The organism is Caldimonas brevitalea, assembly GCF_001017435.1.
Lineage (GTDB): Bacteria > Pseudomonadota > Gammaproteobacteria > Burkholderiales > Burkholderiaceae_C > Caldimonas > Caldimonas brevitalea.
On the sequence record NZ_CP011371.1, the window covers coordinates 5,396,237 to 5,421,013 of the forward strand.

Genomic DNA, 24,777 nt, shown 5'->3' on the forward strand with positions numbered 1-24,777 from the left:
CACACGGCATCGACACATCCTCATCATGACCGACACCACCGTTGACGGGACCGACCTGCCGGCCCGCTTGCACCACCCCGACGCCGGCGTGCGACGCATCGCCCTGCTGGAACTGGCCGACCTCGAAGACGAGGCCCATCTGCCCGACCTCACCGCCGCGCTGGGCAGCGACGCGGCGCCGGAAGTGCGTTGCGAGGCCGCCCGCCTGCTGGCCGCCTGGGACGACGGCGACGTCGTCGAGGCGCTGGCGCGCGCGCTGCTCGACAGCGACCGCGAGGTGCGCGAAGCCGCGGCGCAAAGCCTGACCGAGTTGAAGCGCCCCGAGGCGGGCGAACGGCTGCTGCCGTGGGCCGCGCACGAAGACGGTTTCGTGCGCGCGGCCGCGTTGCGGGCCTTGAAGGAACTGCGGCTGCCGAGTGCCGCCGACGTGGCCGCGCCCTCGCTGCAACATGCCGATGCGAGCGTGCGGCGCGAAGCCGTGGGGGTGTTGGGATGGCTGAAGCACACGCCCGCACTGCCGGCGCTGGCCCGATTGGCCACCGATGATGCCGACCCTGAAGTGCGGCGTGCCGCCACTGGCGCGTTGGGCCTGGCCGATGCCGATGCCACCGCCGCAGCACTGCCCGCCCTGCTGGCGGCGCTGCGCGATCCGGTCTGGACCGTGCGTGAAGAGGCCGCCACCACGCTGGCCAAGCTGAAGCCCGCCGCGGCCCTGACAGCCCTGCTGGCGGCGATGGACGACGACTACTGGCAGGTCAAGCTGCGCGCCGCGCGCGCCCTGGGCCGGCTGCAAGACCGCGCAGCCCTCGGCGTGTTGAGTGCGGCCCTGGTGCACCCGGCCGGCAACTTGCGCAAGGAGGCCGCCATCGCCTTGGGCGAGATCGGCGACCCCGCGGCGCTGCCGGCCTTGCAGGTTGCGGCCGGCGACCCGGACCCCGAAGTGCGCAAGGCGGTGCGCCTGGCGGTGGCCCGGTTGACCGGCGGGCACCCGTGATAACACCGCTTTCCCTGCAACTCGACCCGGAGCGTTTGCGGCTGCGCTGGGCCGATGACGCCGAACACACGCTGGGCAGCGTGGCCTTGCGCCGGCACTGCCGCTGCGGCGACTGCCGGGCCGCGGCCTTGCACGACCGCGCCGTGGCGGTGCCATCGGACGTCCGGCTGGTCGATGCCCAGCCCATCGGGGCCTACGCCGTGCAACTGCTATTCAGCGACGGCCACGATCGGGGCATCTACCCCTGGCCTTATCTCCGAGAACTGGCGGAGAAGGACGCGGCCGAGCGCGCGATCGACGGGGGCTGAGCTACGCGTTCAAGCGGTGCTCAGCTGCGGCTGGGGCGACCGAAGAGGTCGTGATCCGGGCGGCGTTTCGGCATTGCGTGCGCAACCAGGTGAGCGCCGCCAAGCTGCTCGGCATCAGCCGCAACGCGATGCGCGCCCAACTGATGAAGATCGGGGAGATCGACCGTCCCCGCTGCCGCTCAGGGCCGCTGCAGATGCGCTGCCGTCTCGTCCAGCAGCGCAGCGACCAAGGCCGCGAGGGCCGGATCGGGCCGCAGCGGTTGCCTGCTCGCGACGCTGCGCAACAACAGGCGCAAGGTGTCGGCGTTCGGCATCACCGTGCCGAAAAAGCGGGGCTCGCCCAGATGGACGATCAGGACAACGGGAAAGTCCTCGACCTCCAGGCCGCCGAGCAGTTCGGCTTCGTCCTCGATGTCGACCCAGCGGAAGGCCACCTGCGGCCATTCCTCTCGCAGTTGGGACCAGATCGCTTGGTAAGACCTGCACAGGTGGCACCAGTCAGCGCACAGACACACCGCAAGGGTGTCAGGCCGGAAGGCGGGAATGAGCATGTCGGAAAGCGTAGCGCAGGCGCCAGGTCCGAGTGAGAGGGTGGGCTATTGCGCGCCACGCTGACGTCTACCCCGGGTTGGCCTCGGTGCACTCTCGCATCTACCGAGATCTTAGTGCCCGTCCGTCTCTCGGTCGTCGTCTCGGCAAACACCGAACGCGCATGCCTGCGGCCCTTGATCCGCCTTGCACTGGCTCACGTTGGACGCCGAAAAGCCGCCCGCGCGTCTTCGACACGCGGCCTGACCGAGCAGCCGTCGGCATGATCATTGATGAGCCCCATGGCCTGCATGAATGCGTACACCGTGGTCGGCCCCACGAACTTCCACCCGCGTCGTTTCAGCTCTTTCGACAACAGGATCGACGCGGGCGACGTGGGGGCCGTCTGAGGCGCCGGCAGCGAGAGACGATCCGGCTCGTGGCGCCAGAAAAAGGCCGCCAGCGAGCCCGCCTCTTCCACCAAGGCCTCCGCACGCGCGGCGTTGTGTATCACGGCCTCGATCTTGCCTCGATGTCGCACGATGCCCTCGTCCTGGAGCAGCCGCTCGACGTCAGCCGCGCCGAAGCCGGCCAGCTTGCGAAAGTCGAACTGCAAAAAGGCAGCGCGGAAGCGATCGCGCTTGTTCAGGATGGTCCGCCAGCTCAGGCCGGATTGAAACCCTTCCAGGCAGATCTTCTCGAACAGCCGCACATCGTCCGCGACGGGGAAGCCCCATTCATGATCGTGATAGGCAAGAAACTCCGGAGCCGCACCGCACCACCGGCAGCGTTGCAATCCATCCGGTCCGGTGAAGCCCGCGCTCATTCAGAGACTTCCGTGCTGCATGCCCGAGTCTCCATCAGGAACGCCAGACGAGGATCGGCCTTCGACAGCGCGACGTCGACGACCTCCGCGCTCACGATGTCATGAACGACAAATGGATCCTCGGCAAGGCGCCGTTGCAGTGCCGCCGAGTCCAGGCCCCACGCGAGTATGGCGCCGCCCCCCTGCCCTTGCAGGCTGCCGGAGGCCAGGAACACGCCCTCGTCGAATCCGCGCTGCAGCCACGCCTTGTGCGCCGCCATCCATGCGCCCGCCTGGGACCGGTTGGCCGAGAACCTGAGCAGCACCACGAACATGTCATTTTCCTTTTGCCGAACGAGAAGAAACCGAGACCGTGTGCAGCCACTTCAGCAGTTGCTCGACCTCCTGATGGATGAACCGCTCGTCGTCGAAGGCGTTTGCCAGGGTGGCAATACCCTGGCTTCTTGCCAGCAGGTGCATCGCCAGCTTGTCGGCCTCGTGGCCGGCGCCGAGCAGCGCAAACTGGCTGCCGAGCCACTCGCGGAACAAGGTAAACAACACACTCGCCCGGGGCAAGGCCGGGTGCTCGAGCTTGGCCAGTTCGGTGCACAAGCTGCCCACCGGACAGCCGTGTTTCCGTATCCTGGCGCCGTTCATCACCATCATCTGAATGAAGCGGCGGATGCGCTCCACCGGCGTGTCGGCTTCGACCGCCCAGGTGTCGAGCATCGCGTTCGTGTTCCCCCTGCGCCGCTCGATGACGGCATCGAGGATCTCGTCCTTGGTCTTGAAGTGGTAGTAGAAGTTTCCGCGTGACAGCCCGACCTCGGCGGCGATGTCCGCAAACGAGGTGTGCTCATAGCCACGTTCGTAGAACAACCGGTCCGCGACGCCGACGATGCGTTCCCGGGTCCGTGTGTTCGGTTCTGCCTTGGTTGGAGCTTGGGACGTCACGAGCTTTCGCTGTTGCAGGGTCGTTGGGTGCAGGATTAGGACGAACGCCCTAGATGGGCAAGATATTAGGACGCTCGACCTACAGCGTCAAGCAGACTGGCGCCCTCGACCGGCCCACAGCTTCGCCATCCCAGTCGCATGCCAGGGCGCCCTCCAAAGTTGCTGCCCTCCCCTGTCCTTTTCCGAGGATCTTCAGAGCCAACCTGATCGCGGTGCGCACCGTCGACAAGGACAAGCCGTGGGTGGCGAAGCTGCTCAAGGCGTATCAGTCGGCCGAGGTGCGCAAGCTGGTCGAGAGCACGTTCGCGGGGTCGATGGTGCCGGCGTTTTGAGAGCCGCTGAGCGCGGCATGCTGGTTGAAGAGGCGCCTTGGGGCCGGGCACGCCGCGTTACCGGACCTGCCCAGTGCAAAGAACATCAGGCTGTAGCAGAGGAAGCTCGCGGCCAGCGCAAACGCGATACGAGGCAGATCAGGGCCGGCCCCGCTGGACGCAGGCTTCGGTGCCCCCGAAAGCAGCGCCCCCGCCGCTCGCCGCGGCGCAGGCACCCACCACCCTATGGCGGCCAGGACCAGGCCCGTCACGGCAACCACCGCCCACCAGAGCACGCGCCAGTGGTCGAACCAAGGTGAGACGAGCATCACTGCGGCCAAGCCGGCGGGCATGAAGCAGCTCCACAGGGCGAAGGCGCGGTTGAGCTGCGCGGGCGACACGACACGTCGCAGCACCATGGGCCCTGCGACGGTGACCAATAGAAAACCCAGGCCCTCGACGACGCGCGACACCAGCAGCAGGCCGAGGCCGACAGCTTGAGCGCCGAGGCTGCCACCGAGCGCCATCACCGCCAATCCGAGCACCAGCATGCGGCGGTCACCGGCAGCGGCAACCAGCGTCCCCGCCGGCACGCTGGCGAGGGCGCCCAGCAAGGCGAACATCGCGCCAAGGGCGCCGACCTCCGTCAGGCTCAGTCCCAACTCCTGCTGCAGCTGCGGCACGACCATGGCCACCTTGCCGAGATGGACGGCGGTGACGGTCCCGGCCGCGACGACGGTCAGCACCGCGGGCCAACCGGTGCGCGCGGACGGGCGGTGGCTGTGGCTCGATCGGTCACGCCAACGCTGCGTACAGCGTTGAGAGCCCTCGGGCGGCCGCGCGGTGCTCATGACATAGCCTCCGGGCTGTGCTCGGCAGTGCGACCGCCTGCGCCCGGCGAAGGTGCGCCCGATGCCGCGTCGGCCACGCGGGCGCGACGCAGCGCTTCAGCGAGACGCGCCACATGGCGCCCCTGGAAGCGCGCGCCGTCGAGTTCGTTCTGCGTGGGCTGACGGTCGCCGCCGTGACCGTCGTCGGCGATGGTGGTCGCACCATAGGGCGAGCCGCCGGTGATCTCGTCCATGCGGAGCTGGCCCTTGAAGGTGTAGGGCAGGCCGGTGACCACCATGCCCAGGTGCAGCAGCACGATGTGCGTCGAGAGCAGCGTCGCCTCCTGCCCGCCGTGCTGGCTGCCGGTGACGTGAACACGCTGCCGACCTTGCCCACCAGGGCATCGTTCGCCCACAGCCCGCCGGCCTGGTCGAGGAAGTTCTTCAGCTGCGCCGCCATCGTGCCGAAGCGCGTGGGCGTGCCGAGGACGATGCCGTCGTAGTCGGCCAGCTCCCGCACCGTCGCGATCGGCACGCTGCCTGCCGGCTTGTAGCCGGCCTGTTGTGCGACCTCGGGCGGAACCAGTTCGGGCACACGTTTGAGGGCCACCGATTCGGCGCCGCCCTCGCGTGCGCCCTGCGCCACGGCTGCGGCCATTTGTTCGATGTGCCCATAGGACGAGTAGTAGAGGACGAGGATCTTCGCCATGCCTGACACTCCAAGGAATTGCGATGGGCAGCAGTATGGGAAGTCCTGTCGATCGACAGAAGTCATAAAATTTCGGCCAGACTGATCAAGCAAATCGATCATGTTGGAGGGCGTCACACTCGACCAGATGCGCATGTTCACGGCGGTCGCGGAGGCCGGCAGCTTCCGCTCGGGCGCCGCGCGGCTGCGACGCGCTCAGTCCGCCGTCAGCCATGCGATCGCCAACCTCGAAGCACAGCTCGGGGTTGCCCTGTTCGACCGCGGAGGCCACCGGCCCGTGCTGACGCCGGCCGGCCGCGCCTTGCTGGAAGACGCCTGCGCCATCCTGCTCAAGGTCGACCTGATGCGGGCACGCGCCCGCGGGGTGGCGCAAGGCCTGGAGCTCGAACTCGCCATCGTGGTCGACACGCTGTTTCCGCTGCCGCTGGTGGCCGCGGCCCTGAAGGACGTGCGCGACACCCTGCCCTCGGTGCGCCTGCGTTTGGCCGTCGAGCCGCTAGTGTCCTGTCTCAGAAATACGTGGCATTTCGACGGGCCGAAACGGGGATGAGCGCAAGGCGCGAAGCCGGGCAGATACCGGGTGGTATCTGCCCGGCTTCGCAACGCGGCGATCGCCCCGTTTCGGCCCGCCCCGCAGGGGTTCGGCCAGATGGCGCCCTCGCAGGCTTGCCGGTCGGGGTCGATACCACCCGGTATCGACCCCGACCGGCGCACCCGCGATCATCACCATCTGACCGAATCGAAATGCCACGTATTTCTGAGACAGGACACTAGGCGGGCCGCTGCAGGCCCTGCGCGATCAGCGCTGCGACCTGGCGATCATGGCCGGCGAGGACTTTCTCGATCCGCGCATCGAGTTCGAACTGCTGTTGCCGGTGGCGATCGTCGCGGTCGTCGCGGCCGGGCATCCGCTCGCGCAAGCCGCTGGCCGGGGCACGGCCCTCGGCGCGGCGGAGCTGGTGCAGCACCTGCAAATCGTGTTGGAAGATCCCACCGATTTGTCTGAAGGCAGGGACTTCGGCGTGCTGTCGCCGCAGACGCTGCGCGTGCAGGCGCAGGAGGCCAAACGCGCCTTGATCCTCGCCGGCGCCGGCTGGGGCCGGCTGCCGCGCTGGAGCATCGAGCGGGAACTGGCCGAAGGCCAGCTGGTGTCCCTGCCGCTCAAGGTCTTCGGCCGGCGCGGCGCCGCGCTCACCGCCACCTACCTGGCGCGCCGCATGGACCAGGTGCTGGGGCCGGCCGGCACCGCGTTGCGCGACGCGCTGCATCGCAGGGCCCGGGAGTTCGACACAGACGGGCGGGCCGACACCTCGGCATCCCGCCCCGCCTTGTCGCGGCGAGCGTCATGAGCCCTCGCCCGGCCACTCTGAAGTGGGCTCGCACCGGAGTGCGTCAGCACGGGCGTTACCCAGCGAGCCGCGCACCGCGCTCACCTCGGTTCTGGGCGGTGCGCCAAACACCCGCCGGTACTCCCGGTTGAACTGCGACGGGCTCTCGTAGCCCACGCAGTGGCCGGCGCCGGCCGCGTCCAGCCCCTCGCCCAGCATCAGCTGACGTGCCCGGTGCAGCCGCAGGTGCTTCTGGAACTGCAGCGGCGTCATCGAGGTGACCTGCTTGAAGTGGTGGTGCAGCGTCGACGGGCTCATGTGCACCTCGGCGGCCAGCTGCTCGATGCGCAGCGGTTTGTCGAAGCGACGCTTGATGAACTCAACCGCCGCCGTGATACGGCGCGCCTGGCCCCTGCCCGCCGCCATCGCGGCGAACCCGGGCCCCAGTGTGCCGATCAGCAACCGGTAGTGGATCTCGCGCAGCGCCAGAGGCGCCAGCACGGCGCTGTGTTGGGGCGTGTGCAACAGCCTCAGCAGCCGCGCCACGGCGTCCAGCAGGTCGTTGTCGACACGGGCGGCCGCCAGCCCCCGCTCGGGCAACCGGTCGGCAGCGGGAAGGACCGACGGATGTTCGGACAGCAGCGACGCGATGTCGCGCGCATCGATCTGCAGCACGACGCACAGGTAGGGCCGTTCCGGTGTGGCCTGCACCACCTGGCCGACGGGCAGCATGGTCACGGAGATCAGCAAGTAGTGCAGCGGGTCGTAGACGACCAGGTCCTTCCCGAGCCGCGCATGCTTGCGGCCCTGGACCACCAGCGCCAGCCCGGGCTCGTACACCGCCGGCAACGGCTGACCGGGGGCGCTGGCGCGCACGAGTTGCAGCGGCGCGATCGGCGTTTGGTGCAAGCCGTCGGTCGGCGCGTAGGCCTGCACCAACTGCACCAGGTCGTGCAGGCGTTGCGCTGGGGGTGCGGTCGTAGACGAAGGTGGCGTCGCGGCTGGCAGCAGGGCATCGGGCATGCGGCGGATTGTGACCCGCCCGGCGACGCCGGGGTGCGCACGCCGGAGGATCGTGCAAGCATTGCCGAGCATCGTGCTAACGCGGGCGGCCGGCGCGCCCTTACGCTCTCCCCTACCGATCCACCTGTTGAATGGAGCCGCCCATGACACCCTCTCACCCCATCCCCCGCCGCCAACTCGGTCAGGGCCTCGCGGTTTCCGCCATCGGCCTGGGCTGCATGGGCATGTCGGACTTCTATGGCCCGGCCGACGAAATGGCCTCGCTCGCCGTGCTGAACCGTGCGGTCGACCTGGGCGTGAACTTCCTCGACACCGCCGACATGTACGGCGTCGGGGCCAACGAACGCCTGCTGTCGCGCGTGCTGTCGTCGCGCCGTGACGAGATCGTCATCGCAACCAAGTTCGGCAACGTGCGCGCCCCCGACGGGGCGATGCTCGGCATCGACGGCCGCCCCGAGTATGTGCGCCAGGCTTGCGACGCCAGCTTGCAGCGCCTGGGCGTGGACCACATCGACCTCTACTACCAGCACCGGGTGGACCGCCAGGTGCCGATCGAGGAAACCGTCGGCGCGATGGCCGAGTTGGTGCAGGCCGGCAAGGTGCGCTACCTGGGGCTGTCGGAAGCGTCGGCCGAGACCTTGCGCCGGGCGGCGCGTGTGCACCCGATCGCGGCCTTGCAAACCGAGTACTCGTTGTGGACGCGCGACGTCGAGCACGACGTGCTGCCGGCCTGCCGCGAACTCGGCATCGGCTTCGTCGCCTACAGCCCGCTGGGCCGCGGCTTCCTGACCGGCGCCATCCGCTCGGTCGACCAGCTGGCACCCGACGACTGGCGGCGGCAGAACCCGCGTTTCCAGGCCGAGAACCTGGCGACCAACCTGGCGCTGGTCGACGCGGTGAAGGACCTCGCCACCTCGCGCGGCTGCACGCCGGCACAGCTGGCGCTGGCGTGGGTGTTGTCGCGCGGCCCGGATGTCGTGCCGATTCCGGGCACGCGCAGCCTCGAGCGGCTGGAAGAGAACGCCGCCGCGGTCTCGCTCACGCTGACCGACGAGGACGTGCGGCAGCTGGACGAAGTGCTCACCCGCCGCCGTGTCGCGGGCGACCGCTACCCGGCGGCGAACATGGCGGTCTTGAACGCGTGACCGGCAGCGTCGTCGAGCGAACTGCGGCCGTTGCCTAGGCGCCCGCCAATGCCTGGTCGAGGTCGGCCAGCAGGTCGTCGATGTGCTCGATCCCGATCGACAAGCGCACTGTGTCTTCCGACACGCCCGCCTTGCGCAGCTCTTCCGGCGACAGCTGGCGGTGCGTGGTCGAGGCAGGGTGGGTGGCCAGCGAGCGCACGTCACCGATGTTGACCAGCCGCGTGAACAGCTGCAGCTTGTCGAGGAAGCCGGCACCGGCCTCGCGGCCGCCCCGGATGCCGAAGGTCAGCAGGCCCGAGGCCTTGCCCGACAAATACTTGCGCACCAGCGCATGGTCGGGGTGGTCTTCGAGACCGGCGTAGTTGACCCACTCGACCTTGCCGCTCTGGCGCAGGTGCTGGGCCACCTTGAGCGTGTTGTCGCAAATGCGGTCCATGCGCAGCGACAAGGTCTCGATGCCCTGCAGGATCAAGAAGCTGTTGAACGGCGAGATCGCGGCGCCGGTGTTGCGCAGCGGCACGACGCGGGCGCGGCCGATGTAGGCGGCCGGCCCCAGCGCTTCGGTGTAGACCACGCCGTGGTAGCTGACGTCGGGCTCGTTCAATCGCTTGAAGCGTTCCTTGTGCTCGGCCCACGGGAACTTGCCCGAGTCGACGATGGCGCCGCCCAGGCTGCTGCCGTGGCCCCCGAGGTATTTGGTCAGCGAGTGCACGACGATGTCGGCGCCGTGCTCGATCGGGCGGCTCAGGTACGGCGTCGGCACCGTGTTGTCGACGATCAGCGGCACGCCATGGCGATGTGCCACCTCGGCGATCGCCGCAATGTCGGTGACGTTGCCCTGCGGGTTGCCAAGCGATTCGACGAACACGGCCTTGGTGCGCGCGTCGATCAGCGGCTCGAAGCTGGCCGGGTCGCGGTAGTCGGCAAAGCGGCTCTGGATGCCCCACTGCGGCAGCGTGTGCGCCAGCAGGTTGTAGGTGCCGCCATAGAGCGCGCTGGAGGCGACGATGTTGTCGCCGGCCTCGGCAATGGTCAGCAGCGCATAGGTCACCGCGGCCTGGCCCGAGGCGAGCGCCAGCGCGCCGATGCCGCCTTCGAGCGCGGCTACCCGCTGCTCCAGTACCGACTGCGTCGGGTTCATGATGCGGGTGTAGATGTTGCCCTGGACCTTCAGGTCGAACAGGTCGGCGCCATGCTGCGCGCTGTCGAAGGCATAGGCCACGGTCTGGTAGATCGGCGGGGTCACCGCCTTGGTGGTCGGGTCGGGCTCGTAGCCGGCATGCACCGACAACGTTTCAAACTTCCAGTTCGGGTCGCTCATCGAGGCTCTCCTAGTCAACGGTTCGGACGGCCTGAGGCTCAGACTGCAAACCGCAAGCCGGAGGCGGGGCGCTCGTGCGCCGGCAGCCACTGGGCGTCGGGACGCTCGGGCGGTGCCGGCTGCTGCAAGACCCGCTGCAGGATACGCTCCTCGGTGGCCGCGAAGGCCGCCGTGCCACGCGAGCGAGGGCGCGGCAACGCGATGCGCTCGTCGAGTGCGATCTGGTGCGATTCGACCAGCAACACGCGGTCGGCCAAGGCCACCGCCTCGGCCACGTCGTGCGTCACCAGCACCGCAGTGAAGCCATGCTCACGCCACAACCGCTCGATCAGTTGCTGCATCTCGATGCGCGTGAGCGCGTCGAGCGCACCCAGCGGCTCGTCGAGCAGCAGCAGGTGCGGGCGGTGCACCAGCGCACGCGCCAACGCGACCCGCTGGCGCTGCCCGCCGGACAACACCGCCGGCCACTCGTCGGCGCGGTCGGCCAACCCGACCTGGGCCAAGGCCTCGCGGGCACGCTCGCGACCTTCGCGCCCGGGCAGGCCGAGGGCGATGTTGTCGAGCACACGTTTCCACGGCAACAAGCGGGCATCCTGGAACATGATGCGGGTGCCGTCGTGGCGGTTGCCCGGCGCCAGCGCCTGGCCGTCGAGCGAGACGGCACCGGTGTCGGCCCCTTCCAGGCCGGCCAGCAGCCGCAGCAGCGTGCTCTTGCCGCAACCGCTGCGGCCGACGATGGCGACGAACTCGCCCGGGGCGATGTCCAGCTGCACACCGTCGAGCACAGGCCGGCCGCCATAAGACTTGCCGAGCCGGCGCACCGAGACGGCGGTGCCGGGCAAGGTGTCGCGCTTCACGCGGGCGGCGGGGGGCGCGGCGGTTTCGCGCGCGGTGCGGTCGATGAACACGGGCAACTCCAGTTCTGATGAGGTCACATGCATGGCGCTTCCTTGGGCGCCTGGTCAGGCTCGCCCTGCCGCCTGGTAGCCAGGGTGCCAGCGCAGCCACCAGCGTTCCAGCCCGCGGGCCAGCACGTCGGCCAGCTTGCCGAGCAGCGCATAGAGCAGGATGCCGACCACCACGACATCGGTCTGCAAGAACTCGCGCGCGTTCATCGTCATGTAGCCGATGCCCGATTGCGCCGAGATGGTTTCGGCGACGATCAGCAGCACCCACATCAGCCCCAGCGAGAAGCGCAGGCCGACCAGGATGGACGGCAGCGCGCCGGGCAGGATCACCTGGCGGTACAAGGCCCAGCCGCTCAGGCCGTAGCTGCGCGCCATCTCGATCAGGCCGCGGTCGACGGAACGGATGCCGTGGAAGGTGTTGAGGTAGATCGGGAAGAACACGCCGACCGCCACCAGGAACAGCTTGGCCCATTCGTCGATGCCGAACCACAGGATGACGAGCGGGATCAGCGCCAGCGCCGGGATGTTGCGCACCATCTGCAGCGTCGAGTCGAGCAGGGTCTCGGCGATGCGGAAGGTGCCGGTCAACAGGCCGAGCAGCAGGCCGAGGCCACCGCCGATGGCCAGGCCCGCCAGCGCCCGGCCGGTGCTCACCCACACGTGCTGCCACAACTCACCCGACGAGGCCAGGTTCCAGAACGCAGTGAGCACGGCCCACGGCTCGGGCAGCACCCGGTTGGACAGCCAGCCGGTGCGCGAGGACAGCTCCCACAACGCGAGGATGGCCACCGGCACGGCCCAGGGCAAGGCATTGCGCCACAGGCGCCCGGCGTCGGCTGCCGCGAGGCGCGGCGAATCAGACGGCAAGGTGGAGGTCTTGGACATGGTGTCGGGTCTTGGCTTCAAAAGACGTCTCGGGCGGCTCCAGCAGTTCCAGCCGGTTGCCGAAGGGGTCTTCGACGAAGGCGCGGCCGTCGCTGAGGGCCGAGCGGTCGACGCGGTGGCCGGCCGCCTGCAAGGCGTCGGCCAGGCGTGCCACGCCGACCACCCGCAGTGCGAGATGCGCCTGCGGTGCGACGCCCGTGTAGCGGCCCTCGCTCAGGTCCAGCCGCTGCCAGCCGAGCGAGAAACGCAGCACACCCGGCCGGTCCAGCTCGGGGTGGCGCACCTCGGCCAGGCCCAACAGGCCCTGGTAGAACGCCCGCGCCGCAGGCGAAGCGCCGAAGGGTATCGGCAGTTGGATGTGATCGACGCTGTGGATCTCGGCCATGCGGTACTCCTCAAAGTGTCATCAACTCGCGCCGACCTTCTGCAGCGGCGCCGGTGCGGCGGCGTCGTGCGCAGGCGGCACATAGCTGTTGGCGACGATCTCGCCGAACGGCCCGGTCAACACTTGGTGCGCCGGGGCCTGGCCGTCACGCTGCAAGGGCAGCAGCGGGAACACCAGCTCGGCGAAACGGTGCGCTTCTTCCAGGTGCGGGTAGCCGGACAGGATGAAGTACTCGAGCCCGAGGTCGGCGTACTCTTTCAAGCGCGCCGCCACCTGCTCGGGGTTGCCCACCAGCGCCGTCCCCGCGCCGCCGCGCACCAGCCCGACGCCGGCCCACAGGTTGGGGGAGATCTCCAGCCCTTCGCGGATGTTCTGGCGGTTGAACTTGCCGCGGTGCAGCTCGGCCATGCGGCGCTGGCCCACCGAGTCCATCTGCGAGAACTTCTTCTGCGCCGCCTCGACGGTCTTGTCGTCGAGGTGCGAGACGAGTTCGGCCGCGGCCTGCCAGGCGGCTTCTTCGGTCTCGCGCACGATCACGTGCAAGCGGATGCCGAAGCTGAGCGTGCGGCCGTACTGGGCGGCGCGGCGGCGGATGTCGGCCACTTTCTCGGCGACGGCGGCCGGCGGCTCGCCCCAGGTCAGATAGGTGTCGAGCTGCTGCGCGGCCAGTTCGTGGGCTTCGTCCGACGAGCCGCCGAAGAACAGCTGCGGATACGGCTTGTGGATCGGCGGGTACAGCGTCTTGGCGCCCTTGACGCGCAGGTGATCGCCTTCGAAGTCGTAGCTGCCACCCTCGTGGCTGCGCGCCAGGATCTCGCGCCAGATGGTCAGGAATTCGCGCGACAGTTCATAACGTTCGGCATGGCTGAGGAACAGGCCGTCACCTTCGAGTTCTTCGGAGTCGCCACCGGTCACCAGATTGACCAGCAGCCGGCCGCCCGACAGGCGATCGAGCGTGGCCGACATGCGAGCGGTTTGCGACGGCTGCATCAGCCCGGGGCGCAGCGCGACCAGGAATTTCAGCCGGCGGGTCGCGTCGATCAGGCTGGAGGCCAGGATCCAAGAGTCTTCGCACGAGCGGCCGGTGGGCAGCAGCACACCTTCGTAGCCGAGGCTGTCGGCGGCGATGGCGACTTGCTTGAAGTAGTCGAAGGTCGCGGCACGCGCGCCCTTGGTGGTGCCGAGATAGCGCGAATCGCCGTGGGTGGGGATGAACCAGAGCACTTTCATGACGTTGTCCTGTGATGTTTTTTCGTAGAGGCGCGGCGGGTCGGGCGGGGTGTGTCAGGGGTCCGTGGAGCTCGCGTCGAGATCAGCGCGCGCCGACGCGTTGGGCGGCCAAGGTCGCGCCCGGCTGCCACACCACGTCGGCCACCTGCACGCGCCGCGGCACCAGGCCCAGCGCATGGAAGGCATCGGCGACCTGCTGCTGCTCGGACACCACCTGGGGCGTCAACGGGCGCACCGGCGACGGCGGGCGACGTGAGATGAACAGATGTACGGTGGCCAGGCTGAGCCCGCTGAAGTCCGACACGAACTGCGCCACTTCGCGCTTGTGTGTTTGCAAATACGCGTCGGCCCGGGTGAGTTCCTCGAGCAGGCCCGACACCACCTGCGGGTGCTGCTGCGCCAGGGCCGGCGACGCCAGGTAGAACGAGTTGTTGCTCGTCAGGCCTTTGCCAGTGGCCAGCACGCGGGGCCGGATCGCCAACTCGGTGGCGGCGTAGTACGGGTCCCAGATCACCCAGGCGTCGACGCTGCCACGCTCGAAGGCGGCGCGCGCGTCGGACGGCGGCAGGTAGACCGGGTGGACGTCCTTGAAGGTCAGCCCGACCTGCTTCAAGGCCTGCACCAGCAGATAGTGCGCGCTCGAACCCTTTTGCAGCGCGACGCGGCGGCCCTTGAGGTCGGCCAGCGTCTTCAGCGGCGCGTCGGGCTTGACCAGGATGGCCGAGCTGAACGGCTTGGCCGGCTCGACCCCGACATAGGCGAGGTCCTTGCCGGCGGCCTGCGCGAACACCGGCGGCGTGTCGCCGGTCAGGCCGAACTCGAGGCCACCGACGGCCAGTGCCTCGAGCAGTTGCGGGCCGGCGGGGAACTCGATCCACGAGACCCGCGTGTTCGGGTAGCGCTTTTCCAGCCAGCCCTGTTGCTTGACGATGAGCAGGTTGATGGCCGACTTCTGGAAGCCGATGCGCAGCTCGGTCGGGCCAGCGCTGGCGGCGAACGCAGCGGCACCGGGCAGCCCGAGCCCGAACGCCAGCGCCGCTTGCAGCAGCACGCGACGGGTCGCGGGGCTCATGGTGCCGTGCCGCGGGCGACCGCGTTCGACGGGTTGGGCAGCGCGTCGGCGATGCGGATGGGCTTGGGGATCAGCTTGAGCTTGTGGAAGACATCGGCGATCTTCTGCTGCTCAGACGCCACCGCCGGGGTGATGGACTGGATGCCGTAAGCGAAGCGGCCGGCGGCCACCTCGGCGACGCGCAGGTCGAGGCCGATCTGCGGCGCCAGGAACTGCGCCACTTCCTGCGGGCGGGACTGGGCCCATGCATCGAGCTGGGCCAGTTCATCGACGATGGCCTTTACGACCGTCGGGTGCTGTTCGGCATACGGGCGGGCGGCCAGGTAGAACTGGTGGTTGGCGACCAGGCCCCGGCCGTCGGCCAGCACGCGGGCGCCGAGTTGCTGCTCGGCCGCCGCGAGGAAGGGGTCCCAGATCACCCACGCATCGACGCTGCCGCGCTGGAAGGCGGCCCGCGCGTCGGCGGGCGGCAAGAACACCACCTGCACATCCTGGTAGCGCAGGCCCGCCTTCTCAAGCGCCTTCACGAGCAGGTAATGGACGTTGGAGCCCTTGTTCAGCGCGACCCGCTTGCCCTTCAGTTCAGCCACCGACTTCAGCGTGGACTGCTTCGGGACGACGATGGCCTCCGCCTGCGGCGCGGGCGGCTGGTTGGCCACATAGACCAGGTCGGCGCCGGCGGCCTGCGCGAAGATCGGCGGCGCTTCGCCGACGGTGCCGAAGTCGATCGAGCCGACGTTGAGACCTTCGAGCAATTGGGGCCCGGCGGGGAACTCGGTCCACTTCACCTCCACCCCTTGGGGCGCCAAACGCTTTTCCAGCGTGCCGCGCGCCTTCAGCAGGGTCAACGTGCCGTACTTCTGGTAGCCGATCCGCAGCACCTGCGGGGCCTTGTTCTGCGCTTGCGCGACGGGGCTGACCGCGAGGCCGGCAGCGGCCAGCAACGCCAGGGTGCCGGACATCCAGCCGCGACGGGTGGTCCGGGGGGTGGCAAGCGCCGGCACGTTGCCGGGCAGCAGCTTCGAGAAATCGCTCATCGGGTGCTTTCGAATCACAGACAGAGAAAAAGCCACCCCGCACGGCCGACGGCCGTGTTGGTTCGGGGTGCAACGCCCTGTTGAGGGGGCGAGGAGACGCCAGCGCAGATGCGCTGGACAGCAGCAGCCAGGAGATCAGCTACACGACACCAGCGCGGCCTGGGCCGTCGCGTCGGCGGTGGGCTGGCGTTCGACCAGGACCTGCAGCGACCGGTCGAGCCGCTCGAGGATGGCGGGATGGGGCAGATAGACCTGGGTGTCGTGGGCCGGCAGTTGCGACTCGGCCGCGAACACGCCGTCGAGGATGTCGCGCGCGCCCAGCGCCGACAACACCGGCTTCAGCGCGTAGTCGAGCGCGAGCAGGTGGGCCGGGCTGCCGCCGGTGGCCAGCGGCAGCACCGTCTTGCCGCGCAGGCCGTCTTGCGGCAACAGGTCGAGGAACAGCTTGAGCAGGCCGCTGTAGGCAGCCTTGTAGATGGGGGTGGAGACGAGCACGACGTCGGCGTCGAGCACACGGTCGAGGGCCTGGCGAATCGCGGGGTGGGAGGCGTCCGCCAACAGCAGCGGTTGGGCCGGCAACGAGCGGACCGACAACACTACGCTCGAACGCGCCACACCCTCGAGCCGCGTTTGCGCCAGCTGCAGCAGCCAGCTGGAACGCGAGGATGCGGAGGGGCTGCCGGAAATACCGATGATCTTCATAAGTCGGGCCTGTCTGTCGCCATGAACACGATAGGCGCAACGATAGAAGCGTGCAGACTCGACGCGAACGAAGCTTTTCGGCTTAGTTAGAGAGAAAAGTGCATGACCTGTTGGCGGGTACTGAGGACGGTGGGCTGACGGGTGCGCAGCATCAGTTGCCACTCAGTTGCCAAACAGCGAGAAGAACACCTATAATGGCGGGCTCTTGGCGCTTTAGCTCAGTCGGTTAGAGCGACGGAATCATAATCCGCAGGTCCGGGGTTCGAATCCCTGAAGCGCCACCAGACACTGAACCCCTTGTCGATCGACAAGGGGTTTTTCGTTTCCGGGGCCGCAGTGGCGGGTTCTCAACACCTTGTCCCGCGTTCGCCACCGGCTTTGCACCGCTTGTTCACAGAGTTATCCCGTGACACGCGCGAGTCGGCCGGCGCGGCCACATCGCCCGCCGCGGTGCGGGGTCCGGGGAAAAAGGGCGCTGGCCTTCATGCTTAAAAAGCCCCCCGAAGGCCAGCGCCTCAAACACGGGCCACTGCACACGCGCAACCGCACGGCTGGAGACAGCAGGTCGGGCCGTCGCCGGGCGCAAGATGTGCGTTTTTCCCGGTCGACCGGTCGTGAGCAGTAGTTGACAAAACTGTTCCACAGTCTACTGGCCAAGCAACAGTGCGGCCTCCCCCGTAAGTGTGGTTTCACATCTTCCGCGTGCGCAGAACGTACAGCCAGGGGTGGCGATACACTTGCAAACTCGCTCAGCCGCTGGTCGAAGGCGGCTTTTTTCATCGACAGCCACTGGATCTACACCATGTCCCGCTGTGTCTTGCTCGGCCTTGCAGCCGCCCTCGCCGTGCCCGCCCTGGTGCAGGCCCAGGTACAACGCCAATTTCCCCAGAACGCACTGCGCGGCCAGATGGTCGTGCACCAGCCGCCCGTCATCGTGCTCAATGGCAAGGAGGCGCGGTTGGCGCCGGCCGCCCGCATCCGCGGGCAGAACAACATGATCTTGATGTCCGGCAGCCTGGTCGGTGCCGAGCTGCCGGTGAACTACACCGTGGACGACTACGGGCTGGTGAAGGACGTCTGGGTGCTGCGCCCGGAAGAAGCCAAGAAGCTCTGGCCCAAGCACCCGGAAGAAGCTGCCCGCTGGGCCTTCGACCCGGCGGCACAGACCTGGATCAAGCGTTGAGGAGCGGACGATGACAGCCCCCAAGACCGACGCGAAGAAGGTCTACATCAAGACCTTCGGCTGCCAGATGAACGAGTACGACTCGGACAAGATGGCCGACGTGCTGGGCGCCGCCGAAGGCTACCAGCCCACCGACGACCCCGAGCAGGCCGACCTGATCCTGTTCAACACCTGCTCCGTGCGCGAAAAGGCGCAGGAGAAGGTGTTCTCCGACCTCGGGCGCTACAAGCACCTCAAGCAAAAGGGCGTGAAGATCGGCGTGGGCGGCTGTGTCGCGAGCCAGGAAGGTGCGGCCATCATCGAACGTGCGCCTTATGTCGACGTGGTGTTCGGCCCGCAAACGCTGCACCGGCTGCCCGAGATGCTGGCGAGGCGCGAGCGGCAGGGCCGCCCGCAGGTCGACATCAGCTTTCCCGAGATCGAGAAGTTCGACCATCTGCCGCCCGCCAAGGTCGAGGGTGCGAGCGCCTTCGTGTCGATCATGGAAGGCTGCTCGAAGTACTGCAGCTACTGCGTCGTGCCGTACACGCGCGGTGAAGAAGTGTCGCGGCCGTTCGAGGACGTGCTGGTCGAGGTGGCCGGGCTGGCCGACCAGGGGGTCAAAGAGGTCACCCTGCTGGGGCAGAACGTCAATGCGTACCGCGGCAAGATGGGCGATACCGACGAGATCGCCGACTTCGCGCTGCTGATCGAATACGTCGCCGAGATCCCCGGCATCGAGCGCATCCGCTACACCACCAGCCATCCGAACGAGTTCACGCAGCGCTTGATCGACGTCTACGCCCGCGTGCCGCAGTTGGTGAGCCATCTGCACCTGCCGGTGCAGCACGGCTCCGACCGCATCCTGATGGCGATGAAGCGGGGCTACACCGCGCTCGAATACAAGAGCACCATCCGCAAGCTGCGGGCGGTGCGGCCGCAGCTGAGCCTGTCGAGCGACTTCATCGTCGGCTTCCCCGGCGAGACGGACGACGACTTCGCCAAGATGATGAAGCTGATCGACGACGTCGGCTACGACGCCTCGTTCAGCTTCATCTTCAGCCCGCGCCCCGGCACACCGGCCGCCGCGCTCGAGGACACGACGCCCAAGGACGTCAAGCTGCAACGGCTGCAGCACCTGCAGGCCACCATCGAGGCCAACGTGCGGCGCATCAGCGAAAGCCGCGTCGGCACGGTGCAGCGCATCCTGGTGGAAGGCCCGTCGAAGAAGGACCCGACCGAGTTGATGGGCCGCACCGAGTGCAACCGCATCGTCAACTTCGCCGCCGGACCGCAAGCCCAGCGCCTGGTCGGCCGGATGATCGACGTGACGATCACGCAAGCCCTGCCGCACTCGTTGCGCGGCGAGGTGCTCACCCGTGAGGGTGTGGTGGCGCAGCCCGCCTGAGGCACCGGCACAGGCGGAGCTGGGCCGGACTCAGCTCAGCTCAGCTCTCGCACCCGCGCCGCACTGCCGCGGCGCATCTGCCCCAGCAATTGGTCGAGCCGCTCGATCAGCGTCTGCGGGTCGCCCTTCAGATGGCGCGGTACGTGCGCGATCGCGGCGTGCCAGTGCAGCGCCTCGAGCGGCGGCAGCTCGGGATGGTGGTGCAGGCCCAGCTCGAGAATGCGCTCGGCCAGGGCCTGGGCTTCGCTGGGCGTCTGCACGTGTTCCAGCACCACGGCGTAACGCTGGTCGTCGAGCCGGATCGGCAGGTCCCCGGGGCTGCAGGCTTCGCGGATCACGCGGCCGCAGACCTTCGCCACCACCTCAGGTGCGACCGGGCTCGAACCGCGGCGCAGCTCGTCATGGTTGACCAGATGCAGCATCACGATGGCGCCGTGGGTGTTCAAGCGCAGGCCGCGCACCGCCATGGCCATCAGCAGCGACGGCAGTTCACCGGCCTGCAGCAAGCCGGTCCAGCGGTCGCGCTTGGCGCGGTCGCGCTTCAAACCCGGCTCGCTGAGCACCTCGCGTGCGCTGAAATTCAGCGCGTAGGTGAGCACGGCGATCTCGATGCCGACACCCGTGAGCATCGCGTAGCGGCCCCACCCATCGGCCGCCAGCCAGCCACGCAAATAGGCGAGTTGCGCGACCACCCCCGCCGCGGCAGCGGCAAAGGCCGCGACATACCAGCGCATGTAAGGCAGCCGCACGCCGCGCACGGTCCACAGCAACAGGCCGACGCTGACGACCACCAGCACGTAGTAGGCGTGCTGGGCCCCCACCACCGACGACCGCAACGCCAGCGCGGGCCACACCACATAGGCGCCGGTCAGGGCGACGCCGAAGGCGGCCACCGCAAGCGCCCAGGCACTCGCGCGCAACCCGCTCAGCGCCTTCGGCAGCGCCCGCCGCACGAACAACAGGCTGACCGATGCGAGCAGGGTGCCGACCACCAGCCGCGCCGCCTGTGTCGCACCCGCATCCTGGCCGCCCCCGTAGGCGCGCGCATAGCCCATCTGCACCCACTGGAAGGCCGCCATCAGCACCACATGCAGGACATACCAGCCACTGACCGCGTCGCCGCGCAGCAGGGCCTCGACCAGGCCGTAGACGACGGCCATCGCGACGACGCCGAGGAACACGCCGATCCACAGGTGTTCGATGGCGCGGTGGCTGTCGTAGGCCGATTTCTCCCACACCAGCGGCGTCGGCACGAAGGGGTCGGCGTGGCGCAGCCTCAGCAGCAGCTCGCCGCCAGCCGGCGTCGCGGAGGGCACCGGAAAGGCGAGTTCGGGCGCGGGCAGCGGCCAACGTGACGGCGCGATCGGATCACCGGCCACCAACCGGTCCCAGCCACCACGCGGACGTGGCAGGTACAGGCTGGCTTCGCTGACCACGGTCCGCGGCAGTTCGAGCACGACCTCCGACTCGCCGGCGCGCGACAAGCGCCACCGCAGCCATACGGCGGCGGGCGCCGCCGCCACCTGCTGCCGCGGCCCCAGCACCCGCCAGCCCCGGGCCGCCCGCGCCTGATCCGGCGTCCACGCGCCCTGCGGGTCGATCAGGTACTCGGCACGCCCGACCAGCGACAGGGGCGCTGCACCGGCCAGCACCGGCGCCGCCAGTACGACAAAGCAGCACAACAGCCAGCGCCACAGCCGACCCCAGGGTGACCACGGGGCGGCCTTCAGCACCACCCTTCCCCACCCCGGGGCAGCGCCGTCATGCACGGCGTCGCGGCCCCCAGCCGGCCCACGACAGGCCGGCCGAACTGGCGAGCACCATCGCGGCATAAGTGAGCACATGGCCGTCTCGCTCCAGCAGCACCAGGCCCAACACCAGCGCCGCGGCCGCCGCCGCACCGCTCCACAGCGCCAGGCGGCGCCAGCTCACGCCTTTCAGGCTGCCCCGCCAGAGGCATTTGGCGAACAGCGCGCTCAACAGGCCCAGGCCGATGGCGGGGGTGAAAAAGTTCAGCAAATGCCAGGCGGCGTCGAGGGGGCCCATACGGCGGCTTCGAGGTTGGAGTGGGGAGTGTCGTAGTCGTTGATTTCGATCAAGCCCATAAGACCTACCCCAAGTGCTTGAAAGAGCTTCAAATTTTATAATCGAGCAAATGAGTGTCTTTGCCCTCGGCCTGAACCACACCACCGCCCCGGTCGACCTGCGCGGGCGGTTCGCGTTCACGGTGGAGCAATTGGGCCCGACACTGCAGAGCCTGCGGGAGCGGCTCAGCCTGCGGCCCGAGGCGGCGCTGATTTCCACCTGCAACCGCACTGAACTGTACTGCGCCGCGCCGACCGATGCGGTGCACCCCGCGATGGACTGGCTGGCCGGCCTGGGCGGGGTGGGCAGCGGCGAGCTGGCCCGCCACGCCTATGTGCTGCAGGGCGGGCAGGCGGCCCGCCACGCGTTCCGCGTCGCCAGCGGCCTCGATTCGATGGTGCTCGGCGAGCCGCAGATCCTGGGCCAGATGAAGCAGGCGGTGCGCGAGGCCGACGCTGCCGGCACGCTGGGCACCACGCTGCACCAGCTGTTCCAGCGCTCGTTCGCCGTCGCGAAGGAAGTGCGCACCTCGACCGAGATCGGCGCCCACTCGATCAGCATGGCCGCCGCCGCCGTGCGCCTGGCCGGACAGTTGTTCGAGGACCTGCGCGAAGTCAAGGTGCTGTTCGTCGGCGCCGGCGAAATGATCGAGCTGGCGGCGACCCATTTCGCCGCCAAGGCGCCCAAGGCGATGGCGGTGGCCAACCGCACGCTCGAGCGGGGCGAGAAGCTGGCGACCCATTTCAGCGCCGAGGCGATGCGGTTGGTCGACTTGCCGCAACGGCTGGCCGAATTCGACATCGTCGTGTCGTGCACCGCCAGCTCGGTGCCCATCATCGGGCTGGGTGCGGTCGAGCGTGCCCTGAAGGCGCGCAAGCACCGGCCGATCTTCATGGTCGACTTGGCGGTGCCCCGCGACATCGAGCCCGAGGTGTCGCAGCTGTCCGACGTCTACCTCTACACCGTCGACGACCTGTCGGCCGTCGTGCAGACGGCCGGCGAGAAGCGCCAGGCGGCGGTGGCGCAGGCCGAGGCCATCATCGAGACCGGCGTGCAGAGTTTTGTCCACTGGCTCGACCAGCGTGCCAGCGTGCCGCTGATCCAGGCCCTCAACGCGCAGGCCGACAGCTGGCGCGAAACCGAGCTGGCCCGCGCGCGCAAGGCGCTGGCCCGCGGCGAGGACGTCGAGGCCGTGCTCGACGCCCTGTCGCGCGGCCTGACGCAGAAAATGCTGCACGGCGCGATGGCCGAACTGCACAGCGCCAGCCCCGAGCATCGCGAGGACGTCGCCGAGACGGTCTCGCGGCTGTTCCTGCGCGGCACCTCCCGCCCCAACGGCGGCCGCCGTTAGCGTCTCCCTCGCGCGCGATCGCGCGAGACCGGCGCCGGCGCGCCTCTCGGCGGTCGCGTGCGGAAAGCCCATGATGAAAAACGCCTTGCGTCAACAACTCGACCGTTACGTCCAGCGCCTGCAGGATCTGGACGCGGTGCTCGCCGCGCCCGACGTCGTCAGCGACCTCTCGCGCTTTCGCGGCCTGACGCGCGAACACGCGGAAGTCGCCGCCGTCGCGCAACGCTACCAGCGCTATCTGCAGCGCGAGCGGGACCTGGCCGGCGCGCGCGAGATGTTGTCCGACCCCGACATGGCCGAGATGGCCCAGGAGGAGATCGGCAGCGCCGAGACCGAGCTGCAGCGGCTGGAAGCCGAACTGCAGCGCGCGCTGCTGCCGCGCGATCCGGACGACGCCCGCAACGTGTTCCTCGAAATCCGCGCCGGCACCGGCGGCGACGAATCGGCCCTGTTCGCCGCCGATCTGCTGCGCATGTATTTGCGCCACGCCGAACGGCAGGGCTGGAAGTGCGAGCTGATGTCGGCCAACGAGTCCGACCTGGGCGGCTACAAGGAGGTGGTGGCCCGCATCGAGGGCACCGACGTGTATGCACAGCTGAAGTTCGAATCGGGCGGCCACCGCGTGCAGCGCGTACCGGCCACCGAAACGCAGGGCCGCATCCACACCAGCGCCTGCACGGTCGCGGTGATGCCCGAGCCCGACGAGGCGGAAGAAGTGGCGATCAACCCGGCGGAACTGCGCATCGACACCTTCCGCGCCAGCGGCGCCGGCGGCCAGCACGTCAACAAGACGGAGTCGGCGATCCGCATCACCCATTTGCCCACCGGCCTGGTGGCGGAGTGCCAGGACGACCGCTCGCAGCACCGCAACAAGGCCAAGGCGATGGCGGTGCTGGCGGCACGGCTGCGAGAGCGTGAACGGACCGAACGCCAGGCCAAGGAAGCCGCGACCCGCAAAAGCCTGGTCGGCACGGGCGACCGCAGCGACCGCATCCGCACCTATAACTTCCCGCAGGGCCGCCTGACCGACCACCGGATCAACCTGACCCTCTACCGTCTGCAGGCCGTGATGGACGGCGACCTGGACGAGGTGCTGGGCGCGCTGCGCACCGCCCGGGAGGCGGAGCAACTGGCCGAGCAGCTCGACGCGCTGGAACTGGGGAATGCATGAGCGCCGCCCGGCCGCCCGAAGGGGCTCGCGCCGCAGTGCGCAGCACGGAGGCTTTCCAATGAGCGCCGCCCGGCCGCCCGAAGGCGCTCGTACCGCAGTGCGCAGCACGGAGGTTTGTCAATGAGCGCCGCCCGGCCGCCCGAAGGGGCTCGCGCCGCAGTGACCATGGCGGCCGCCTGGGCGTCAGCCGTGCAGCGGGGCCTCGAGCGGCTCGACGCGCAACTGCTGCTCGCCCATCTGCTCGGCTTGCCGGCCGCCCGGGCCCGCGCCTGGCTGCTCGCGCACGACACCGACCCACTCGCCCCGGCCGTCGCGAGCCGATATGCCGAACTGGTCGAGCGACGGCTCGACGGCGTCCCGTTGGCCTATCTGGTCGGCGAGAAGGAGTTTTACGGGCTGCGGCTGGCGGTCTCGCCGGAGGTGCTGGTGCCGCGGCCCGACACCGAAACGCTGGTGGCATGGGCCGTGGAGCTGGCGCAGCCCCTGCCGGCGCCGCGCCTGGCCGACCTCGGCACCGGCAGCGGTGCGATCGCCCTCGCGCTCAAACACCTGCTGCCGCATGCCGAGGTCACCGCCACCGACCTGAGCCCCGCCGCGCTCGCGGTCGCCCGCGGCAACGGTGAACGGCTGGGCCTGCCGGTGCGCTGGCGGCAGGGCTGCTGGTGGGAGGCGCTGGCGGGCGAGGCCGACGAACAACACTACGACGTGGTGGCCAGCAACCCGCCCTACATCGCCGAGCGTGACCCGCACCTGGCTGCCTTGCGACACGAACCGCTGCAGGCCCTCGCCTCCGGACCGCTGGGCCTCGACGCGCTGCGGCAGATTGTCGCCGGCGCTCCGGACCACCTGACCGACGGCGGCTGGCTGTTGTTCGAGCACGGCCACGAGCAGGCCGACGACGTGCAGGCCCTGCTGCGCAAGGCCGGCTTTGTCGACGTGAGCACCCGCGTCGACCTCGCCGGCCGCCCCCGCTGCACCGGCGGCCGGTGGCAGGTCTCGCGCTGAGCCGAGCGGTTCGCGTCCTGAACGTCGCGTCGCAACGCGTATCAAAGAGTTTCTGTAGCACCGAGCTGTGGCATGCGGCACGCGACCGTCAGGTCTCGTGTGCCACCCTATTGGCGACGC

24 protein-coding genes, 1 tRNA gene and 4 pseudogenes are annotated in these 24,777 nt (G+C 69.0%); 12 read left to right on the top strand and 17 right to left on the bottom strand.

What is annotated here, in order from left to right; genetic code table 11:
* Positions 1 to 25 precede the first annotated feature (25 nt).
* Positions 26 to 994 (top strand): HEAT repeat domain-containing protein, encoded by a 969-nt coding sequence (locus tag AAW51_RS22750; protein ID WP_047196435.1) that lies wholly within the window; start codon positions 26 to 28, stop codon positions 992 to 994.
* The gene (locus AAW51_RS22755; RefSeq protein WP_083438517.1) at positions 991 to 1,302 is read left to right on the top strand and encodes a DUF971 domain-containing protein; all 312 of its coding nucleotides are present in this window, start codon (positions 991 to 993) and stop codon (positions 1,300 to 1,302) included. The genes AAW51_RS22750 and AAW51_RS22755 overlap by 4 nt, the downstream gene beginning before the upstream one ends.
* A 179-nt stretch (positions 1,303 to 1,481) precedes the next feature.
* Here AAW51_RS22755 and AAW51_RS22760 read toward each other — a convergent pair whose 3' ends face one another.
* The 4 genes from AAW51_RS22760 to AAW51_RS22775 form a co-directional block, all read right to left on the bottom strand.
* Positions 1,482 to 1,853 (bottom strand): thioredoxin domain-containing protein, encoded by a 372-nt coding sequence (locus AAW51_RS22760; protein ID WP_047196436.1) that lies wholly within the window; start codon positions 1,851 to 1,853, stop codon positions 1,482 to 1,484.
* Positions 1,854 to 2,047: 194 nt separating this feature from the next.
* The gene (locus AAW51_RS22765) at positions 2,048 to 2,656 is read right to left on the bottom strand and encodes a DNA-3-methyladenine glycosylase I (RefSeq protein WP_047196437.1); all 609 of its coding nucleotides are present in this window, start codon (positions 2,654 to 2,656) and stop codon (positions 2,048 to 2,050) included.
* Entirely contained in the window at positions 2,653 to 2,970 is a 318-nt protein-coding gene (locus AAW51_RS22770) for a YciI family protein (RefSeq protein WP_047196438.1), read from the bottom strand. Before AAW51_RS22770 ends, AAW51_RS22765 begins: the two co-directional genes overlap by 4 nt.
* A gap of 1 nt (position 2,971) precedes the next feature.
* Positions 2,972 to 3,589: a TetR/AcrR family transcriptional regulator gene (locus AAW51_RS22775; RefSeq protein WP_047196439.1), complete on the bottom strand. Its 618-nt coding sequence runs from the start codon at positions 3,587 to 3,589 to the stop codon at positions 2,972 to 2,974.
* A 197-nt stretch (positions 3,590 to 3,786) separates the two neighbouring features.
* Between AAW51_RS22775 and AAW51_RS31005 the strand changes: the two are divergent.
* Positions 3,787 to 3,921: pseudogene (locus AAW51_RS31005) on the top strand (MetQ/NlpA family ABC transporter substrate-binding protein); the annotation flags it as partial.
* Positions 3,922 to 4,055: 134 nt separating this feature from the next.
* Here AAW51_RS31005 and AAW51_RS22780 read toward each other — a convergent pair.
* Both AAW51_RS22780 and wrbA read right to left on the bottom strand, forming a co-directional pair.
* Positions 4,056 to 4,751, bottom strand: a pseudogene (locus AAW51_RS22780) (MFS transporter); the annotation flags it as partial.
* Positions 4,752 to 4,840: 89 nt separating this feature from the next.
* Positions 4,841 to 5,439: pseudogene (gene wrbA, locus AAW51_RS22785) on the bottom strand (NAD(P)H:quinone oxidoreductase); the annotation flags it as partial.
* A 127-nt stretch (positions 5,440 to 5,566) separates the two neighbouring features.
* Between wrbA and AAW51_RS22790 the strand changes: the two are divergent.
* Positions 5,567 to 5,923, top strand: a pseudogene (locus AAW51_RS22790) (LysR family transcriptional regulator); the annotation flags it as partial.
* 337 nt (positions 5,924 to 6,260) lie between these two features.
* On the top strand, positions 6,261 to 6,788 hold the full coding sequence (locus AAW51_RS22795) for a LysR substrate-binding domain-containing protein (RefSeq protein WP_053013864.1): 528 nt from the start codon (positions 6,261 to 6,263) through the stop codon (positions 6,786 to 6,788).
* Here the strand turns inward: AAW51_RS22795 and AAW51_RS22800 are convergent.
* Positions 6,783 to 7,790 (bottom strand): AraC family transcriptional regulator, encoded by a 1,008-nt coding sequence (locus tag AAW51_RS22800; RefSeq protein WP_047198206.1) that lies wholly within the window; start codon positions 7,788 to 7,790, stop codon positions 6,783 to 6,785. The genes AAW51_RS22795 and AAW51_RS22800 overlap by 6 nt on opposite strands.
* Before the next feature lie 143 nt (positions 7,791 to 7,933).
* Here AAW51_RS22800 and AAW51_RS22805 point away from each other — a divergent pair, with 143 nt between their 5' ends.
* Positions 7,934 to 8,935 carry an aldo/keto reductase gene (locus AAW51_RS22805; protein ID WP_053013865.1) on the top strand — a complete coding sequence of 334 codons (1,002 nt, stop codon included), beginning with the start codon at positions 7,934 to 7,936 and terminating at the stop codon, positions 8,933 to 8,935.
* Between the two features lie 34 nt (positions 8,936 to 8,969).
* On the opposite strand, the gene AAW51_RS22810 is transcribed toward AAW51_RS22805, so the two are convergent.
* The 8 genes from AAW51_RS22810 to ssuE form a co-directional block, all read right to left on the bottom strand.
* On the bottom strand, positions 8,970 to 10,256 hold the full coding sequence (locus AAW51_RS22810) for an O-acetylhomoserine aminocarboxypropyltransferase/cysteine synthase family protein (protein ID WP_047196441.1): 1,287 nt from the start codon (positions 10,254 to 10,256) through the stop codon (positions 8,970 to 8,972).
* A gap of 38 nt (positions 10,257 to 10,294) precedes the next feature.
* Positions 10,295 to 11,197 carry an ATP-binding cassette domain-containing protein gene (locus tag AAW51_RS22815; protein ID WP_083438520.1) on the bottom strand — a complete coding sequence of 301 codons (903 nt, stop codon included), beginning with the start codon at positions 11,195 to 11,197 and terminating at the stop codon, positions 10,295 to 10,297.
* A gap of 21 nt (positions 11,198 to 11,218) precedes the next feature.
* Complete coding sequence (ssuC, locus tag AAW51_RS22820) at positions 11,219 to 12,049, bottom strand: aliphatic sulfonate ABC transporter permease SsuC (RefSeq protein ID WP_083438521.1); 831 nt, start codon at positions 12,047 to 12,049, stop codon at positions 11,219 to 11,221.
* Positions 12,021 to 12,434: a VOC family protein gene (locus AAW51_RS22825; RefSeq protein ID WP_047196442.1), complete on the bottom strand. Its 414-nt coding sequence runs from the start codon at positions 12,432 to 12,434 to the stop codon at positions 12,021 to 12,023. The genes ssuC and AAW51_RS22825 overlap by 29 nt, the downstream gene beginning before the upstream one ends.
* A gap of 21 nt (positions 12,435 to 12,455) precedes the next feature.
* Positions 12,456 to 13,664 (bottom strand): FMNH2-dependent alkanesulfonate monooxygenase, encoded by a 1,209-nt coding sequence (gene ssuD / locus AAW51_RS22830; RefSeq protein WP_047196443.1) that lies wholly within the window; start codon positions 13,662 to 13,664, stop codon positions 12,456 to 12,458.
* 82 nt (positions 13,665 to 13,746) lie between these two features.
* Positions 13,747 to 14,736 (bottom strand): sulfonate ABC transporter substrate-binding protein, encoded by a 990-nt coding sequence (locus tag AAW51_RS22835; RefSeq protein WP_047196444.1) that lies wholly within the window; start codon positions 14,734 to 14,736, stop codon positions 13,747 to 13,749.
* On the bottom strand, positions 14,733 to 15,698 hold the full coding sequence (locus tag AAW51_RS22840) for a sulfonate ABC transporter substrate-binding protein (RefSeq protein WP_047198209.1): 966 nt from the start codon (positions 15,696 to 15,698) through the stop codon (positions 14,733 to 14,735). Before AAW51_RS22840 ends, AAW51_RS22835 begins: the two co-directional genes overlap by 4 nt.
* A 210-nt stretch (positions 15,699 to 15,908) precedes the next feature.
* Positions 15,909 to 16,475, bottom strand: a complete 567-nt coding sequence (ssuE, locus tag AAW51_RS22845) for an NADPH-dependent FMN reductase (RefSeq protein WP_047196445.1) — start codon at positions 16,473 to 16,475, stop codon at positions 15,909 to 15,911.
* Positions 16,476 to 16,682: 207 nt separating this feature from the next.
* On the opposite strand from ssuE, the gene AAW51_RS22850 reads away from it, so the two are divergent.
* The 3 genes from AAW51_RS22850 to miaB all read left to right on the top strand — a co-directional run bounded on the left by AAW51_RS22850 (position 16,683) and on the right by miaB (position 19,045).
* Positions 16,683 to 16,759 (top strand) — tRNA-Met (locus AAW51_RS22850).
* A gap of 518 nt (positions 16,760 to 17,277) precedes the next feature.
* On the top strand, positions 17,278 to 17,658 hold the full coding sequence (locus AAW51_RS22855) for a hypothetical protein (protein WP_047196446.1): 381 nt from the start codon (positions 17,278 to 17,280) through the stop codon (positions 17,656 to 17,658).
* Between the two features lie 10 nt (positions 17,659 to 17,668).
* On the top strand, positions 17,669 to 19,045 hold the full coding sequence (gene miaB, locus AAW51_RS22860; protein WP_047196447.1) for a tRNA (N6-isopentenyl adenosine(37)-C2)-methylthiotransferase MiaB: 1,377 nt from the start codon (positions 17,669 to 17,671) through the stop codon (positions 19,043 to 19,045).
* Positions 19,046 to 19,080: 35 nt separating this feature from the next.
* Here the strand turns inward: miaB and AAW51_RS22865 are convergent, their stop codons facing one another.
* Together AAW51_RS22865 and AAW51_RS22875 are read right to left on the bottom strand one after the other, a co-directional pair.
* The gene (locus AAW51_RS22865; protein WP_169788074.1) at positions 19,081 to 20,778 is read right to left on the bottom strand and encodes a 7TM diverse intracellular signaling domain-containing protein; all 1,698 of its coding nucleotides are present in this window, start codon (positions 20,776 to 20,778) and stop codon (positions 19,081 to 19,083) included.
* A gap of 28 nt (positions 20,779 to 20,806) precedes the next feature.
* Complete coding sequence (locus AAW51_RS22875; protein WP_047196450.1) at positions 20,807 to 21,091, bottom strand: hypothetical protein; 285 nt, start codon at positions 21,089 to 21,091, stop codon at positions 20,807 to 20,809.
* Positions 21,092 to 21,200: 109 nt separating this feature from the next.
* Here AAW51_RS22875 and hemA point away from each other — a divergent pair, with 109 nt between their 5' ends.
* The 3 genes from hemA to prmC all read left to right on the top strand — a co-directional run bounded on the left by hemA (position 21,201) and on the right by prmC (position 24,657).
* The gene (hemA, locus tag AAW51_RS22880) at positions 21,201 to 22,481 is read left to right on the top strand and encodes a glutamyl-tRNA reductase (RefSeq protein WP_047196451.1); all 1,281 of its coding nucleotides are present in this window, start codon (positions 21,201 to 21,203) and stop codon (positions 22,479 to 22,481) included.
* A gap of 73 nt (positions 22,482 to 22,554) precedes the next feature.
* Complete coding sequence (gene prfA, locus AAW51_RS22885; protein ID WP_047198210.1) at positions 22,555 to 23,652, top strand: peptide chain release factor 1; 1,098 nt, start codon at positions 22,555 to 22,557, stop codon at positions 23,650 to 23,652.
* Between the two features lie 120 nt (positions 23,653 to 23,772).
* Positions 23,773 to 24,657 (top strand): peptide chain release factor N(5)-glutamine methyltransferase, encoded by an 885-nt coding sequence (gene prmC, locus AAW51_RS22890; protein WP_083438524.1) that lies wholly within the window; start codon positions 23,773 to 23,775, stop codon positions 24,655 to 24,657.
* Positions 24,658 to 24,777: the final 120 nt, after the last annotated feature.

Coding starts and splice junctions, on each gene's coding strand:
- AAW51_RS22840 (WP_047198209.1), bottom strand. CDS start 15,698: ATGTCCGGCACCCTGGCGTTGCTGGCCGCTGCCGGCCTCGCGGTCAGC.
- AAW51_RS22810 (WP_047196441.1), bottom strand. CDS start 10,256: ATGAGCGACCCGAACTGGAAGTTTGAAACGTTGTCGGTGCATGCCGGC.
- AAW51_RS22815 (WP_083438520.1), bottom strand. CDS start 11,197: ATGCATGTGACCTCATCAGAACTGGAGTTGCCCGTGTTCATCGACCGC.
- ssuC (WP_083438521.1), bottom strand. CDS start 12,049: ATGTCCAAGACCTCCACCTTGCCGTCTGATTCGCCGCGCCTCGCGGCA.
- AAW51_RS22750 (WP_047196435.1), top strand. CDS start 26: ATGACCGACACCACCGTTGACGGGACCGACCTGCCGGCCCGCTTGCAC.
- AAW51_RS22795 (WP_053013864.1), top strand. CDS start 6,261: ATGGCCGGCGAGGACTTTCTCGATCCGCGCATCGAGTTCGAACTGCTG.
- AAW51_RS22805 (WP_053013865.1), top strand. CDS start 7,934: ATGACACCCTCTCACCCCATCCCCCGCCGCCAACTCGGTCAGGGCCTC.
- AAW51_RS22835 (WP_047196444.1), bottom strand. CDS start 14,736: ATGAGCCCCGCGACCCGTCGCGTGCTGCTGCAAGCGGCGCTGGCGTTC.
- ssuD (WP_047196443.1), bottom strand. CDS start 13,664: ATGAAAGTGCTCTGGTTCATCCCCACCCACGGCGATTCGCGCTATCTC.
- AAW51_RS22855 (WP_047196446.1), top strand. CDS start 17,278: ATGTCCCGCTGTGTCTTGCTCGGCCTTGCAGCCGCCCTCGCCGTGCCC.
- prfA (WP_047198210.1), top strand. CDS start 22,555: ATGAAAAACGCCTTGCGTCAACAACTCGACCGTTACGTCCAGCGCCTG.
- miaB (WP_047196447.1), top strand. CDS start 17,669: ATGACAGCCCCCAAGACCGACGCGAAGAAGGTCTACATCAAGACCTTC.
- AAW51_RS22825 (WP_047196442.1), bottom strand. CDS start 12,434: ATGGCCGAGATCCACAGCGTCGATCACATCCAACTGCCGATACCCTTC.
- prmC (WP_083438524.1), top strand. CDS start 23,773: ATGAGCGCCGCCCGGCCGCCCGAAGGGGCTCGCGCCGCAGTGACCATG.
- hemA (WP_047196451.1), top strand. CDS start 21,201: ATGAGTGTCTTTGCCCTCGGCCTGAACCACACCACCGCCCCGGTCGAC.
- ssuE (WP_047196445.1), bottom strand. CDS start 16,475: ATGAAGATCATCGGTATTTCCGGCAGCCCCTCCGCATCCTCGCGTTCC.
- AAW51_RS22800 (WP_047198206.1), bottom strand. CDS start 7,790: ATGCCCGATGCCCTGCTGCCAGCCGCGACGCCACCTTCGTCTACGACC.
- AAW51_RS22875 (WP_047196450.1), bottom strand. CDS start 21,091: ATGGGCCCCCTCGACGCCGCCTGGCATTTGCTGAACTTTTTCACCCCC.
- AAW51_RS22765 (WP_047196437.1), bottom strand. CDS start 2,656: ATGAGCGCGGGCTTCACCGGACCGGATGGATTGCAACGCTGCCGGTGG.
- AAW51_RS22770 (WP_047196438.1), bottom strand. CDS start 2,970: ATGTTCGTGGTGCTGCTCAGGTTCTCGGCCAACCGGTCCCAGGCGGGC.
- AAW51_RS22760 (WP_047196436.1), bottom strand. CDS start 1,853: ATGCTCATTCCCGCCTTCCGGCCTGACACCCTTGCGGTGTGTCTGTGC.